Origin of the sequence: Peptoanaerobacter stomatis (genome assembly GCF_000238095.2) — a bacterium.
Lineage (GTDB): Bacteria > Bacillota > Clostridia > Peptostreptococcales > Filifactoraceae > Peptoanaerobacter > Peptoanaerobacter stomatis_A.
This window is the reverse complement of sequence record NZ_JH815225.1, coordinates 1,080,051-1,096,581: the sequence shown is the minus strand read 5'-3', so window position 1 is coordinate 1,096,581 and position 16,531 is coordinate 1,080,051. Positions and strand designations below refer to the sequence as shown.

Below are 16,531 nucleotides of genomic sequence, written 5' to 3'. Positions count from 1 at the left end.
CATATGGTAGAAGTCATGTTGCATCAAAAGTGTTAAGTAGTGGTGGACAGGGCATTGTTTATCTAACAGAAGAACCGAATGTGTTACTTAAATTGGAATGGAATCCAATGACGCAGGAAATAGAGAAGGACACATCTAATAATGATAAATTTGATAATATAAGAATTTTACCGATGTTAGAGAATACAAACTTAACTCTTCCGCAGACGATATTAAGGGATGTTGTGGGATATACCATGAAGATGTTAGATGGCATGGTGTCATTTGAAGAGGCCTTTAGCGGAGATGATTATGAACTCCCAAATAATGAATGGATTAATAGCATGAAAGAGGCTAATGAGTATTTGGGAGATAGGTTACAAAAATATATTGCAACGGGTGGAATGCGTAAGAGATTGAATGCTTTTCTAAACGCTTCATGTGTACTAGCGAAAATTCATGCTAGTGGACTTGTATATTGTGATATATCTGAAAAAAACATGTTTGTATCTGCCGACCCTCAAATGTCACATGTGTGGTTGATTGACTGCGACAATTTGAGTTTTATGAAGGAGTCTATGAAGAAAAGGAACGGAGGATTGCATAGTCCCGGCTATGGTGTTCCTGAAATATATGAAGACAAGGGTAAGACAATGTATTCTGATGCCTTTTCTTTTGCGATAGCATTGTTTTGGGAATTGACAATGAGTCATCCATTTATGGGATTTGCAGCATCAGAGATGTTGGATGAACTTGATATGTTAGATGCACCTGAGGAAGATTATACCTGTACTGGTGCCTTTGCTTGGGTATGCGATGAAGAAGATGATAGTAATAGATCATTTTCAGGTATGCCGATTGAGATGTTTGTTAATGCTTCGCTTTTTGAGAAATTCCAAAAAACTTTTAGTGAAACAGGAAGAAGAAACAGGCAGAAACGAACAACGATGCCAGAATGGTCATATGTTTTGGCAAAGGAATTAGATCACACAGTAAGATGCAAATGTTGCCAAATGGATTATTACGGAAATGAGGAATCGGTTTGTCCGTGGTGTGATGTTGAAAACAGTGTAATTAAAGTTACTGCATACAAGATTGTCGGAGATAGAAAAGAATTTAAGTGGGATTTTGTACACGAAAAATCTGAAGGTGTTCTTAATGTTCCATTGAGAGTCTTGGAGGGATTTAGCAGCAATCACTTAGATGAGACGGTTTTAAGAATCGCTTGTGTAGAAGATGGAATTGAGATTGGAGATCTCTCGAATCAATATGATTTCTTTTTGAATGATAGTATAGGCAAGCAAATATATGGAAGTACAAAATTTAGTTCTACAAAAAATCTTATGCTTTCTACTATCGATAAAAGAAATGGTAATGATTATTTATTAGAAATTGAGGTGAAGCAATGATAATAAATGAATTGGTGATGAATCAAGATAGTTGTTTTACTGATATACAATGTAGGATGACGATTAAACAAAAGATTGTTGCGAAGAACGGTCGAGTAGAAATGTTTGGTGACAATCAATTTAAGTTTATAACTAAGGACAATGTTATAGATTTTTCGATTGTGGATAAAAATGACGCAAAGCTAATAATGGAGTCATTTAATAGACACTTCTATTGTCTTGCAAATGTTACTAGTTGCAGTGATGCCGGTGATGATGGAAAAGTGTTTTTCCTTCATATAGGTTTCTTTTACAATTTGCAACGTTGGGGAAAAACACCAGTTATTCTCAGTGATGAAATGAAAAGTAATATTGAAAAAAAGTATGTTAAAGGTAGAGAAACATTAGAACAAGTTTTAGAAGAGAATTTTAAGCTTTCTGATGGAGTTAGTTCATACTTTGCGTATACAAGTGGAAAGTACTATTTTGGCTCTGAAGAACAGGATGAAAACGAAGTAGAAGATGCTGATAAGGGGAAAATTCCATCGCCGGAAGTGAAAACTGAAGAATCGGCTGCATCAGAGAATGAATCTGAAAAAGAAGAAAAGTTAGATAAAGAAAAAATAGAACAAATTATTGAGAAGGAAAAACAAAAGAAAGATACACTGGTCATTTATGGCCGCGAGTTCTACATATATGTTTCTATTCAAGGTGATAAATTCAACGAAAAACTGTATGTTGAAAAAATAGGAAAAAGAAAGCAGAACGTACCAATGATGCGTATGGCGGAGGGAACTTTAGAGTTCTTTGACCATAATTCTATCCTTTCAAAAAAGGTTAAAGAAACATTAGAGAGTACAAAAGGGTATCTAGACTTATGGAACCAATATGCTGAACAAGAAGGAAATCTTTTATTAGAAGAAGTCCGAAAAGTTGGCTTAATAACTGTAAATCGAGGAGCTGCAACCTTTGATAGCGAAGGTATTCATTTGCCTTATTCGGGCTTAACAAAAGAAGCAGAAGAACTGATAGCAAATGATACTTATTTATTCTTTTCGGATGAAATACCTGTGTATTTAGCAGACCGTGAAATGACATGGAGCGATTACAGAACTTTATCAAAAGAAGCAAGTCAAATAGGGTATTCGATTAATAAAGGAGTACAAGTAAGAGTCAATAAGAGAAAAAATGGTGGATTTATTATAGAAACTGAGGATGGTCATCTGCCGGAGCAGAAATATGTCTCTTTATCTATTTTTGGAGATGAAAGACAGATTGCAAGAAGAGAAGAGGCTAGAAAAAGAATTGCAGAAGGAAATGCCGCAAATCCAGCATTGGGTTTGATTTTAGAGGGGCAACTTACTGAAGAATTAGGTGCATATTCTACTAGAAAGAAAATAATGCCATTATCTAGTTTTGTGAAGGAAAAGATTTTCAAATATGAACCGACAGAAACCCAGAAGAAGGCAATAGATATTGCACTTAACACACCAGATATTGCAATTATTCAAGGACCTCCTGGAACAGGAAAAACAACAGTTATTACTGCGATTATCGAACGTTTGAATGAATTATGCGATAAGCGAGAGAAAGTAAATGGACAAGTATTAATAACGAGTTTTCAGCATGACGCGGTAAGAAATGTTATTGAACGATTAAGAATTAATTCATTACCTACAATTAAATTTGGTAAACAGGATCGAGCTGGGGAAGAGGATCTTACCAGAGAACGAGTTATTGAAGAGTGGTGTGAAGAATACATTGCAAGGTTAAATGCAAAAAATCCTGAACTGATTGAAACTGAAAAGAGAAATAGATTAAGTCGTTTGCATAATATGTATTTAATATATCCAAGTGATAAGAATGCTTTGGAATTTTTACAGTGTGCGAAGGAAATAAATACTGATGTAGAACTTGATAAAAAAATAAGTAGAATGATTGAGTCAAGAAGTGTTAGTGGTGGAGAAAAGACTTCGGAGCTATTGCTGCTTATTAGAAGATTAAGAACTACAAGAGAAGGTTTTATGGATGATGGAGCAGACAATGCAGATTATCTATTACAAAATCTTGAGGATATGGGGATAAACCAGAGTATACCAGAAAACCGAAAAGTTTTTGATATTCTTGATGAGGCTGCAATGTGTTATGGAAAAGAGCCGAGTAAAGAATTATTAGAAAAATTATGCGATGCAAAAACATATTTATTGGATAAGTGTGTTCCTAAACCTTCATATAAAAAAGAAGTACCAGATGAAGAAATCTCAAAGATTTATAAACAGATAAATCAGAGTGTAAAAAAACATCAAGATGAGAAGGCTGCAATTTTAGCAGATTTATTGAAAGAGTTACGAACCAATAGATCAGAGGTGGAACGATCTTTAGAACATTACTTGTTTGTATATTCTGCGACTACACAGCAAAGTGAAGGTGTTGAAATCAAAGAAGCTAAAGGGATAAATAAATATTCAGATGAACATCCTGAATACGAAACAGTTATTGTAGATGAAGCTGCACGAGTAAGCCCGGCAGACTTAATGATTCCGTTAGCACAGGCAAAGAAGAGAATTATTTTGGTTGGAGACCATCGACAGTTGCCTCATATTTATGATGAAGAAGTTTTTGAAAGTATGAAAGAAAACGGTGAAACTGTTGATATGAACAATATCAAAAAGAGTATGTTTGAGTACCTTTTGGAGAAAGCCAAGGAACTTGAGAAAATTGACAATGTTCCTAGAACTATTGTTTTGGACGCTCAATACAGAATGCACCCTATGCTTGGTGAGTTTGTAAATGAAGTATTTTATCAACCAAATGATGAGCAGTTTGCTTCTCCTATGCCAGCATCAAATTATCAACAGTTTATTTCTCAAAAAACTCTTCCGTTGGAGTGGTATAACTTTCCAGATAAATACGGTAAAGAGCATAAAGAGGGAACAAGTAGAGTTAGAGATTGTGAAGCTGACTTTATAGTTGAAAAAATTGAGTATTACATGAAATTGGAGGAAGGTAAAGATCTTACCTATGGAGTCATCACATTCTATAGCGAGCAATTTAAAAGCATAAAACGAAAACTTAAGAACAAGTTGGGTGACGATGCAAAGAGAGTTCGAGTAGGAAGTGTAGATGCCTTTCAGGGAATGGAATTTGATGTAATCTTCTTATCGGTAGTAAGAAGCAATGATAAGAAACCGATGGTTAGAATTGATAAGACTTCGAAACCCGAACCAATTAATTACGATTATTTAGAAAAGTATAAAGGAATTGATAAAAAGCAGATTGATAAGAAATCAGAAGAATACAAAGAGTGGGAAATATACCGCGATAAAGTTGGAATGCAGAATTACGGTTTCTTAATATCTGAAAACAGATTATGTGTTTCTTTAAGTAGACAGAAAAAATTACTAATTGTTGTTGGAAATACAGAAATGTTTTACAACGGAGAATGGGGACGCATTGCAGAAATATGCGTGCCTGGAATGAAAAGATTGTATGAACTTTGTAAGGGAGAGGATGTGATATACGATGGCCAATCCGAAAGTGTTTAGTTTATTCAAAACTAAGAATTATGCGGAATGTTTTCCTAATATTTCGGTGCTTGGAAAAAAAGTCGATTTTTTCTTGGAATGTAGTTCGTATGATGTTATTTTGCCAGTCAAGGTAAAGGGTGATAGTAAGTTAGATGTATTTGAAGAAGCTGTATTGAAACTGATTGCATATAAGACAACAACATCAGAGGATATGGCCGATATATTGTGTCTAACACCTGATCTGATAAATTTTATTATCATTAGATTACAGGAGATGGATCTTCTTCAAGATAATGGCAGAGATTTGACAGAGCAAGGGAAAAAATATATTCGTGTCGATGAAAAAATTACAGATGATGCAAATGTTGAGTTTGCTCAGGCTAAAGTGTTTGTTATCAATCAGACCGGAGAAATATTACCATACATACAAAAAGGCGAATTAATATCAGATCCTATAGAGAATATTCAAGGGTCATTGTTAACTGTTGAATATGGAACTGTGGGTAATCCAATAAGAATTAAGGGAAAAATTCTCCGACAGAACAGAGGCGATAAAAAGAAAGGGATGCTTCAAAGTTCTTCATTAAGAGCGGTGATAGATAAATATAACAGAATTGTACAAGAAAACGTTAATTTTGATTCTATCGAGTATGCACAAGAATGGGCTATTGAAAATACTTCTTCTGATGATGTGTATTTTCATATGCAAGCTGTTGTCCAAGATGGAAATATTGATGAAATATTAGTTTCAGATGGATTAGTAGTTAATATAGACTTTGTAAATGATTATATTAAGAAAAACCACCCAGATTTCATTTCAGTGGTTAAAGAAAGAGCTACAAGGAATATTATTCAAGAAACTGAAGAAGAATCAGATGAAGAAACGAAGGTTACACCTAATTATAAATATCGAGAACTTAGAAGTTTAATGTCACGAATTAATTCTTTTTCAAAAGTATATGAATGCTCAGATGATGAAGATGAAAGTGAAAACGATGCGTTTGCAAGCCGTGATGAAAATCAAATGTTGCAGGCAGAACAAAAAAAGTTTCTGCTGAATTGCTATTCAGCTTTTGAATGGAGTTTATTCTACTATGATACAAAATATCCGATGAATAGCAATGTTAGTAGCATAATCGAGAATCAAACAGCTTTCCAAAATGCCAATACACTGCTTCAGATGGCAGAGAAAATTGGAGTTGTAAATCCCGAAAGATATGAAGAACTGTTCTATTCTTTGGATAGTAACAGAATCAAAAGAATGTTTAGAACAAATACTCCGGAATTAAGGGTTGCCCTAAGTCTGGCAACTGTAACTTCGGTTCACAATAGTCAGTGTGAATTTAGAGAGTTGTTTAATAAAAGACCAGGTCTATTTAGAGTTTTGCGTAACCTCTTTAGAGAGCATGGTGATTTAGCCCATCAGACTTTTACTAATGAGGTAGATAAGAGAAGAAATAAAGAGATACATGATTTGTTGATTGATTTTATTACGATATTACAACCAGACTATGACATTGGCGATAGTAATGGAGTGAAGAATAGAAGAGTGCTATCTCAAATTTCGCAGGATAAGTTGAATGCAGAAGTAAGTCTTTCTAAAAGATTAGGGACCTTGTATTATTACAATTTATTGCCTGAGACAATAAAAGAAGAATGGATTTTAGTATCACCAGACAAGGTGCATTACCCGGAAGCAGCAGAATATTTCGACATATTGTATAGAATTATGCAGGATACATTATATTATGCTTTGAAGGATATAAGAAAAAATTCGCAGTTAGGTAAATCAGAAATTCTTTCAAAATTAAAAGAAAAGGGTGTAGTTTCAAGTAGTTTTGATACTGTAAATGAAGTTTTTGTTGCACAGATATTAATGAGTGAAAATGGTACATTGGGTGCCAATGCAATGGTGTATCTGTATTATCAAAAAGATGATGTGGTTGATAAACTGAAGAATGCTAATTTTGTTCAGATTATTGAGCAGTTAGTTCAATTGAGAAAACATGGTAACAATGTGGCATTAAGTGTAAATACGCAGGCTCTAAATAAGATTAGAGATAATATGCTAGATATTGTTAAACTGATAGGAGGAAACTAAATGAGTACTGAAGTAAAGCAGGATATTGAACAAGAAGTTTCACAGGAAGTAGTGCAGGAAACAGAAGTAATGAGTGAAACTGAAAATGTTGATGTAGATTCAACTCCAGAAGTTGATATTGAGGCAGTAAAAAAGGCTCTCGAAGCAAGAGAAACAGAGTTAGCAAAGTGGCAGAAAGAATTAGCTGAAAAAGCAAGTGAACTTGAAGCAGAGTCAGTTAGAATTCATCAAAAAAATGTGGCTCTTGATGAAAGAGAAAAGACTATAGAAGAAGGCTTAAAGCTAAAAATTAACTCAGAATATGCCGAAGCTAAATCAAAATTATCAGAAGAGCAAGCAAAGAGTAGAACTGATTTTGTCGCAGAACTAGATGGAAAAAGAGGCGAATTTGAAAAGAGCAGACAGAAGGCAATTGCAGAATTAGATAAGGAACTTGAAGGTGCTAGAATAGAGGCTAAAAAGGAATTAGACGCATTAAGAAAGAGTCAGGAAGCGGAGTTAAAGAAGGCTAGAGAAGATAGTGAAAAAGAACTTCAGAAACAACGTGAGGAACAAAAAGCTAAGTTAAAAGAAGAAAGAGAATTAGCACTGCAGCATCTTGAAACTGAAATAGCAGAAAGAACCGCTGAATTGACAAGAGGAGAATCTGCACTTAGTAGTGAGCAAGCAAGGGTACAAGCTGAAAATACTAGGGTTGAAGGTTTGGAAAAAGAACTTGAAAAAAGAGAAGAAGATTTGCTCGATCAGCAGATAGTTTTAGAACGTGATAAGAGAAGATTAGAAAGAGAACGTACAAGAATTGAAGAGGCAGATAGTAATCTCACAGAGGTTGTAAACCAGAAAATAGAGGATACTATTAAGAAGTTGAATCAATTAATTGAAACGAAGAATAAGGAATTAGAGAGTTTAAGAGAACAGTTAGCTGCGACAGTTGGAGAAATCGAATTAGTAAAGAGCTTCAGAGAGGCTTATGGAGAGGATCCACAAGTGTTAATCCAGTCAATAAAGCAGTTGGAGGACAGTAATAAGCAACTTCGAGATAAGCTATCAAATTCATCAGATAAAGCAGAATTGGATTCATTATCAGCCGCATATAGAGAAGCAAAAGCTGAAGTAGAAAGACTGTTAGAAGAAAACAGACATTTAAGTGATTCACAAGGAAGAGTGGCTTCGCTTGAAGCACAATTCAGAACATTAGGTAGCGAACACAAATCATTATTAGCTACATGTAAGTCATTAGAAAATCAGTTAGAGGCAAAAAATCAAGAATTGGTTAGGTTATCAACTCCTGAAGGCAGAGTGGCGGATAGAGATGCTCGTATTGCTGCTATCATGACAGGTGCAATGGATGATAAAAAGGATTTGGTCGGAGCTGGAGATGGATTAGATAGTAGATACAATAAGAAGGACGAGATTGCATGGCTTGAGGATGTTTGGAAGAAGTGTGAGGAATATGGAATTAAGTTTAATAAGAGAATTCTATATGCATTCCACACTGCTTTAAAAATAAATGAATGGTCAACAATTACTGTATTGGCTGGTGTCAGTGGAACAGGTAAGTCAGAACTTCCACGTTTGTATTCTGAATTTGGTGGCTTGAATTTCTGTTCTGTGGCAGTACAACCAAACTGGGATAGTCAGGAGTCAATGTTGGGATTCTTTAATTCTATCGATAATCAGTTTGAACCAGAAGAATTACTTAAGTTTTTGGTTCAGTGTACAACTGATCATAGATACAATGAATATATGAGCGTTGTCCTTTTGGACGAGATGAACTTGGCTCATGTAGAACACTATTTTGCAGAATTCTTGAGTAAGTTGGAATCTAGACGTGGTCTGTCACGTAGTTACTTGCCTGAAATAGAGGTTAAATTAGGTGCCGGAGTAAAGCCTTATGGATTAAAACTTTCTAGAACTTTGCTTTGGACAGGTACAATGAACCAAGACGAAACTACTAAGTCACTTTCAGATAAAGTTTTGGATAGAGGAATTGTAATTAATTTCCCTAGACCAAAGAATCTCGAAAGTAGAGCAAAAATGGGACTTATTACGGACTATATCAGTGATGATAGAGCAAAACTTCATAAGGATACCTGGCAGTCATGGACAAGTCATACAATCGAGTTTTCTGAAGAACAAAAGAAAGAAGTTGAGAGTTATAGAATAATCGTTCAGAAAATTAATAATGCATTAGAAGAGGTTGGTAGAGCATTAGGACATCGTGTATGGCAGTCTATTGAGTACTACATTGCAAATTATCCTACTGTTAGACAAGCTATGAATTATCAGCCTAAACAGAACGAAAAGGGCAAGATTGTATGGGTTCCAACAAACAGTGAATTGACTGGCGAATTAAAAGAGGCAATGAGAACTGCTTTTGAGGACCAAATTGTACAGAAAATCATGCCAAAATTGAGAGGTATTGAAACTCGTGATAAACGAGGAAAGAGCAGTCTTGATAAAATTGAAGACTTACTTGTAACCCACGATTTTGCAAGCTTACAGGAAGATTTCCAAATTGCTAGAGAACAGGGATATGGTCAGTTTATTTGGAATAGTGCAAAATACCTTGATGAGAAAGAAGAAAATGAATCACAAGAATAAAAGTAGAGTAAAGAATCATTCTTAAGCCACATACTTTTATTTAGAAAGGGCGTAGGTTATGAGACAAATCGATAACTATGAGCAGTTTTGTAAAGCCTTTGGGAGTGATGATAATGAACTTAAAAAAGAGGCAAAACTGTTACTGTTTATTCAAAATTGGATAATTAGAATATTAGATTATATGGAGGAAGATACTCTCGATTATAGTCTGAAAAAAATGGTAGAACAGAATGCGGACAAAATGTCTAATATACATACCTTGAAGGATGCACTTTCTAGTATTGTGGATGATTCGGACTTGGCCTTTAGGCACCTGAATGAAAATATGCGCGAAAAGATTATTCGTGAAAATGTTCAGATGCCTGTGTACAAAGTTAGAGAGATTAATAGCTACGGTCTGAATTGGTTGAGTAGACAATCCGGAAGAACAATCAGACAGAAAGTTTCTTCGGCTGGTAATTCTATCATGGCTGTTCAAAGAAGAATGAGCTTTGATACGGCAGAAAACAGACTATTTGTTGCTTTTGCAAAGGAGATATTTGAACAGCTAAATACTAAGTTGGAGAGTTTAGGAGAAATTGATCAACGACAGATAGCTGAAGAAGAAGACATGCGTGACGAATTGGCAGTCTTCTTAAGACGAGATGATATTGCAGAAGTAAGAAGATGGGAAAATTTACCGCCTAATAATACCCTTCTTTCAGATCAGAATTATAAAAAAATATGGCATGCGTGGAATGAAATGAAAAAATTAGATGAACGCATACAAAATGATTCTGATTATATGGGAGAGCGTTTAGCAACTATATTTTTTGTTGAATTGTTAGTTTATTTCAGAGAAATACTTCAAATACCGCAGGAGCCTGTAGAGGTCGATTATGATGAGTATAGAGTGTATTTGTGTGAAAAACAATTATTTTGCTTGGATGGAGACGGAAATACAGTTCAAATTAGTAAGGACAATAATCATATATACCTTAAGTCTGCAAAGAAAGATATTGATGTAGAATTTATAGGTAATAAACTTATTGTTAGGGTGAGCAAAGAAGAAGACAAAGAATATGAGGTAACACAGGATAAAATATATACTTATGTGAAGTTAATAGCAACAAAATTGGGAGTAGGGTCACCAAAAACAAATTCTGTGGTGCAGAGAAAAGAGGCACAAAAGTTTCAGAATATTGTCGTTGACTTATTTTCGTTACACCCAAGCTACATAGGTGATGATGCATCATACGAAAAATTAACAGAAAGATTATTACAACAGAGATATACTGGAAGAGACATTGATGGTGATGAGAGGGATTATTATATTCCGTGTGATAATTCAAATGCTATCAAAATGATATCTGGGGTGACAGATACTTATACAATTCCGTTTGCTGTGGATAATGGTTCCATGGATCAGATGAAACGTTTGGTTCATATGATGGAAAACTATATAGTAACGGATTCATTCACTTATGTTTTTCCGGACGCTTACAATGAACTTCAGTTAAGTATGGTTCATAAAGCAGCTAGAATGGTATATAGAAGGGTTAGAAATGTACCATTAAGTATAGGAACTGCCTTTAAATATCAAACAACCGATAGCTTTAGGAATAATTTTGAACCAGGAGATTTCCTTTTGGTTGTAAATCTCATAGATGATGAGGTGACATTTACTTTAGTAGCTGGTGAGCATGATGAAAAACTCGAAAGTGAATTAAGTGATTACAAAGGAATTGTATGGGAAAGACATCCTACTTCGACTACTCTTTTTAAAGATGAAATAGATAATAACATTATTGACCTTCTAACCAAAGCAGGTTGTGCTAAGTCAGAGAAATTATATAAATTGCTTGGCTTAGATGGTTTGCGTGATGGAGTAGATAATTTGAGCGTATTCTTCGGTAGTGAATGGTTTCAGGTAACATCTGAAATTAAGCAGATAGTAGACCGATTCAAATTAAATATTACTGATGCGGTAGCTGAGTTTCTTATGCGCAATAGATCTATTGTTCGTGGAGCAAATGTTCATATTGTTTCACTTGTCGACAATCTAATGTATAAAGGAAGTTTGCCATATTACAGTATTGGCAAACAAGCTGCATTGGAGGGGTGTAAGGAATTAGAAAGACTAGAACAATTAACAGATATCCCATTGTGGCATGACCACCTGCCTGCTTTAGCGATTAAGCTGATGTATGGAAAATTTGACTTGATTAAAAATGCTAGAGTTGAGCCAAGATTTGAGGAAAAACAAAGCATTCCAATTATGGGAACATTTACTTTGCCTAAAAAGTGCAAGGAATACCATTTTAATCTAGTCCAAGATGAAAATGCCAGAAAGATGCAATATGAGGCTGTTATTAAGAATCCAGCATTTCCACTTAATCATGATGTAGAATGCGGTTTGATGATGACATATCAGTATGGGGCAGAAGAGCCATACGAATTAGTTTTTGTTCCAAAAGATTCTAAAACAGCAGGTTTTTCGGAAGCAAAAGTAAAATGGTTCAGATTGGAGAAATATGATGCCGAAGACTTAGAAGCACCTGATTTCCCTACAAAGATACCGTGGGCAGAACTGCATCGTTATCCAGGCAGAAAAGGTGATTTGATTAATGTATTTGATGTAATAGAAGATGAGTTTAAACTTTTGAATGAGGGCTATTATACTTTTGATATTTCCGATACATTTATGAAACAGGATAAAGATGGAAGATGGTATGGTGAATTTGTTTTTGAAAAAGATGGCGAAGATGTAAAGGTACAGTGGTCACAAAGAGATTGGGATAGAGATTCAATACCACCACAAACTATCTCAGAAATATCATGTTGGATTGAACCGAAGTTTTATGAGGATAAAAAGAAGAGTGGAAAGCGATATAGAATATCAAATCTCTGGGAAGCGAGAACAAGAGATAATTTATGGTTTACAAATAGAAATGGCGGATATCAGTGTATCGTAAATTTTGATTATGATGGAGATATGAAAACAATAGCTATCATTGATCAGAAGTTTGATATGCCCGATAGATTTCATACTGGAATAAATGACATTACATTTGAAGTAAGAAAGTTACCAAATGGAAATTTGCAGGCTATAAATATACATGATGAAGATGGACCAGAACCATTGAAAAAATTTAAAGCAAGAAATATTTGTGAAGGCGGAAAAACGCCTGTTCCACCTAGATTTTTTACAAATGCTTATTATGGAAAATGGACGAGAACATTATTTGCCAATAATAGATCGTTGGCAGAAAGAGAATGCCCACCGGATTTCCAGAAAAGTTTTGCTAGGTCTGTTAATAATTGGGTCAATCTGTTTTATCAATACAGAGAACCAAATGATAAAAAAGAACTGTTTACTCTTCTTTCATTAGCAGCTAAGGATATAGGAAAAGACTATTACGAAATGGCCTATGAGTTGTTGGAAATGTATAGACATGGAGAGATAGATGTTCCATATGAAATTGGTTGTGCCTTTTGTGATTTGACAAATGATATGCAGAAGGAACTAATGGAGTTTACGTTAAGCGAAGTGGCTGAAGGTTATGAGGCAATAGGTATTTTAGCAAAGGCAGTATGGCACAATGAGCAATTCGTTTATAATGCAGATTTGGATATGTTGCTGAACAACTATCTACCAAAGGCAGTAGATTATATTGGTAGTGCATTATATCGTTCAAGAGGTGAACGTGTGCTAAAGGACGATTTAGAAAATGTAAAGTATTGTTTAGAGTATATTCTTGGAATTATGAGACTTCGTAATTTGAATGACTCGATGATAACAAATAAATACTTGTCATTAAACAATCCCAAAATGCAAGAACTTTACAAGTATCTTGAAGTGATGGCTGACAACAATACAAAGATATTCTCGTTCCTAAAATTAGAGATTACTTCTAAAGGTATTTACGAAAAAATTTGTGATTTGTTATATGTATTGTTCGTATATGTAACGGGCAATAATACTGAAGGGGAAATTAGAATATCTCTTAATATTGATGATTAACAATACAAGCAAGGCAGGACATATCAGTGTTCTGACCTGTGGGGCTTGAATATGTTTCATACAGGTGTTCAGTTATATGGAATAGAGCATAAGCCAGTTATAGATGTTCCAGTAGGAAAACAGAGATACCATTATAAAGATGGTAGTGTAAAATGGGTAGATAAAGAGCCATATCATCGTGGTGTTAATAATGATAATAAAAAAACAACCCTCTCGGTCAACTAAGGTCGAGAGGGTTTTGTGCGTATATAGGTATTATCCTTCAATATAACTTTTCAGTACGGACTTGAGATTTGCTGTGAAGTGGTCTTGCCAGACGGTTATTTGTCATAGCCAGCGTTTCACCCATGCATCATTGAAGTCTTCAAGGGTGGTACACTGTTTCTAGAGAAAATAATAGCATTAAGAGAAAGTTTATATAAATACACCACTTTACAACTTTTTCATAAAAGAATGACGTATAGGGCATTCTGTTGTATAATGAATTGAACAAAAAAACAATACAAAAGTGAAAATGCTAAAAATATAGAAAAGAAAATTGCAGCGATAAAAGCTGTTTCATCAGTATCAATCATGGCTGGTTCAATTGCATTAGTAGCCACAGGTTGACTTGATATACTTATGAAAGATAAGAAATAGGAAATTATTCATTATAAAAAGATGTAAGATGCTGAGAAAAGGGAAACAGAATTATCAAAAGTTAGGGAAGTTGAAGAATTTGATGAAAAAAAGATAATAAAATGAATAACAATGAAAATTTAAGCGAAATTAACAATTCTAAAAGAATGACAGATGAAATGAAAAACGAGATTAAAATTCCACCATTTTTGACTCAGAAAGAACGAATAAATTGGAGGCAAATAGCCTTGAGTGTTGTAGCTTTGGCGGTTCCTGTGTTTATGGCGGTAATTGTATATAGAAAAAAGTAGTAAATACACATTTTGAAATGTCATAATTATGGATAAATATAAGCACTTACAGTTTAGAATACTGTGGTGCTTTTTAATTGTGCGCCCAGCGGTGCACGTTTCTAACGGGTTAAAGTCCCGAATCCGCCCGGTAGTGGGAAGGATATAGCCGAAAGCAAGGGTGTCGAGGGTGACTTCGAATCTGAAGGAAGCTGGATATGAGGAAGATACTAACTCATGGGCAAATCTCTGGTCTGACGAACAGAAATCTCATATGAGGTTATGCATGAGGATAAGACTGCAAAACAAGCCAAAGTCCGATAACTACACGGAATCATGCATGATAAATGAGGCAGATAGATGGAGAGGAAGAAACGTGTGGTACCTGGGGAGGTCTGTGTGATATGCCTCGAAAGAGGTAATCATTGCCCAAAGCAATGTTGAACACACAGAAGTCAGCAGAGGTCATAGTAGTCGAGAGACAAAGGATCGAATCAGTAGGAGTCCCAAGTATGACTGAGAAAGGAGGAATGACTAGACATGGCAGAATACACTGAAAGCAGTGGCTGTTTGCAGAGAGATAGTGCGGAACATGAAGGGTATGCAAAAGCGCGCAGATCATTCAATCTGATATGGAAAGAAAGAGACAGTGCACAGCCGAAGCTCTTGGAAGCGATACTGTATAAGGATAACTTTAACAGAGCGTATAAGAGGGTTAAGGCAAACAAGGGAGCACCTGGAGTTGATGGGATGACCATCGAAGAGGCACTTCCTTACCTTCGGGAACATCAACAAGAGTTAACATCCCGTATCTATCGTGGAAAGTATACTCCGTCTCCGGTAAGACGAGTTGAGATTCCTAAACCGGATGGTGGTGTGCGAAAGCTTGGCATACCAACAGTGATAGACCGTATACTTCAACAGGCGATAACACAGCAGCTAGTGACAATCTATGAGCCACTTTTTGCAGACGGCAGTTATGGATACCGTCCAAACAGAGACGCAAAAGGAGCAATACTTAAGGTTAAGGAGTACGCTGAACAGGGCTACATGTATGCGGTAGTTCTAGACTTATCGAAATATTTCGATACAATAAACCACGAGATTCTTATCAACCTTCTGAGTAAGAACGTAAAAGATGAACGTGTGGTGCAACTTATCAAGAGGTATCTGAAAAGTGGCGTAATGGAAAATGGAGTAGTTACCGAAACAGAGGAAGGGTCGCCACAAGGAGGGAATCTATCCCCTTTGCTTGCAAATATCTACCTCAATGAGTTCGACTGGGAGTTCTTGAAAAGAGGTGTCCCATGCATAAGATATGTAGATGATATAGTGCTTCTTGCGAAAAGCAAAAGGGCATCGGAGAGACTCTTAGAGAGCAGTACGAGATACCTAGAGGAGAAGCTGAAACTTACAGTGAATCGAGAGAAAAGCCGTACTGTCAGCGTATTTGCAATCCGAAATTTTAAATTCCTTGGCTTTGCATTGGGAAGGAACGGAAGTGGTATATATGTACGAGTTCATTCAAAGTCATGGGACAAGTTTAAGTCGAGACTGAAAGAGCTTTCTTCCCGTAAGCGCTGTCAGTCAATAAAGCCAAGCCTTGAAAGAATCAAGGTATATGCAAGAGGTTGGCTTAGCTACTATGGAATTGCAAGTATGAAGAATAACATGGATGATGTCAACGGATGGCTCTATCACAGAATACGTATGTGTATATGGAAACAATGGAAACGTGTGAGAACAAGATACCGAAACCTGAGGGCTATGGGAGTTCCCAAAGACTTGGCTTGGAAAACGGCAAACAGCAGACGTGGCTATTGGTTTACAACACACACAGTTGCCATAAACATGGCAATGACGAAAAAAAGGCTGATAAACAGTGGTTTTTACGATTTAGCCACTTCATATCAGTCTGTGCACGTCAACTATTGAAAGCGCTGTATACGAGAACCGTACGTACAGTGCTGTGAGAGGACGGCGGTTAGTCACCGCCTCCTACTCGATTTATTGTCTGTAAT

The 16,531-nt window shown here is 35.7% G+C and carries 8 protein-coding genes; all 8 read left to right on the top strand.

The window, feature by feature from the left end:
- The first annotated feature begins 557 nt into the window (after positions 1–557).
- The 8 genes from HMPREF9630_RS10535 to ltrA all read left to right on the top strand — a co-directional run bounded on the left by HMPREF9630_RS10535 (position 558) and on the right by ltrA (position 16,445).
- A complete protein-coding gene (locus HMPREF9630_RS10535) occupies positions 558–1,388 on the top strand; it encodes a hypothetical protein (protein WP_242824679.1) in 831 nt (276 codons plus the stop codon).
- Positions 1,385–4,912: a DEAD/DEAH box helicase gene (locus tag HMPREF9630_RS04665; protein WP_009527382.1), complete on the top strand. Its 3,528-nt coding sequence runs from the start codon at positions 1,385–1,387 to the stop codon at positions 4,910–4,912. The genes HMPREF9630_RS10535 and HMPREF9630_RS04665 overlap by 4 nt, the downstream gene beginning before the upstream one ends.
- Complete coding sequence (locus tag HMPREF9630_RS04660) at positions 4,890–6,995, top strand: hypothetical protein (protein WP_009527381.1); 2,106 nt, start codon at positions 4,890–4,892, stop codon at positions 6,993–6,995. The genes HMPREF9630_RS04665 and HMPREF9630_RS04660 overlap by 23 nt, the downstream gene beginning before the upstream one ends.
- Positions 6,996–9,599 carry a hypothetical protein gene (locus HMPREF9630_RS04655; protein WP_009527380.1) on the top strand — a complete coding sequence of 868 codons (2,604 nt, stop codon included), beginning with the start codon at positions 6,996–6,998 and terminating at the stop codon, positions 9,597–9,599. It abuts the gene before it with no gap.
- A gap of 58 nt (positions 9,600–9,657) precedes the next feature.
- Complete coding sequence (locus HMPREF9630_RS04650; protein WP_009527379.1) at positions 9,658–13,602, top strand: DUF2357 domain-containing protein; 3,945 nt, start codon at positions 9,658–9,660, stop codon at positions 13,600–13,602.
- Positions 13,603–13,653: 51 nt separating this feature from the next.
- Positions 13,654–13,827: a hypothetical protein gene (locus tag HMPREF9630_RS10420; protein WP_176662119.1), complete on the top strand. Its 174-nt coding sequence runs from the start codon at positions 13,654–13,656 to the stop codon at positions 13,825–13,827.
- 515 nt (positions 13,828–14,342) lie between these two features.
- Complete coding sequence (locus HMPREF9630_RS04645; protein WP_040465182.1) at positions 14,343–14,531, top strand: hypothetical protein; 189 nt, start codon at positions 14,343–14,345, stop codon at positions 14,529–14,531.
- 519 nt (positions 14,532–15,050) lie between these two features.
- Entirely contained in the window at positions 15,051–16,445 is a 1,395-nt protein-coding gene (gene ltrA, locus HMPREF9630_RS04635; protein WP_009527378.1) for a group II intron reverse transcriptase/maturase, read from the top strand.
- The last annotated feature ends 86 nt before the right edge of the window (positions 16,446–16,531 follow it).

Bases quoted from the DNA above. Each gene is read 5' to 3' on its own strand.
- HMPREF9630_RS04655 (WP_009527380.1), top strand. From the start codon at position 6,996: ATGAGTACTGAAGTAAAGCAGGATATTGAACAAGAAGTTTCACAGGAA.
- HMPREF9630_RS04650 (WP_009527379.1), top strand. From the start codon at position 9,658: ATGAGACAAATCGATAACTATGAGCAGTTTTGTAAAGCCTTTGGGAGT.
- HMPREF9630_RS10420 (WP_176662119.1), top strand. From the start codon at position 13,654: ATGTTTCATACAGGTGTTCAGTTATATGGAATAGAGCATAAGCCAGTT.
- ltrA (WP_009527378.1), top strand. From the start codon at position 15,051: ATGGCAGAATACACTGAAAGCAGTGGCTGTTTGCAGAGAGATAGTGCG.
- HMPREF9630_RS04665 (WP_009527382.1), top strand. From the start codon at position 1,385: ATGATAATAAATGAATTGGTGATGAATCAAGATAGTTGTTTTACTGAT.
- HMPREF9630_RS04645 (WP_040465182.1), top strand. From the start codon at position 14,343: ATGAATAACAATGAAAATTTAAGCGAAATTAACAATTCTAAAAGAATG.
- HMPREF9630_RS10535 (WP_242824679.1), top strand. From the start codon at position 558: ATGAAGAAAAGGAACGGAGGATTGCATAGTCCCGGCTATGGTGTTCCT.
- HMPREF9630_RS04660 (WP_009527381.1), top strand. From the start codon at position 4,890: ATGGCCAATCCGAAAGTGTTTAGTTTATTCAAAACTAAGAATTATGCG.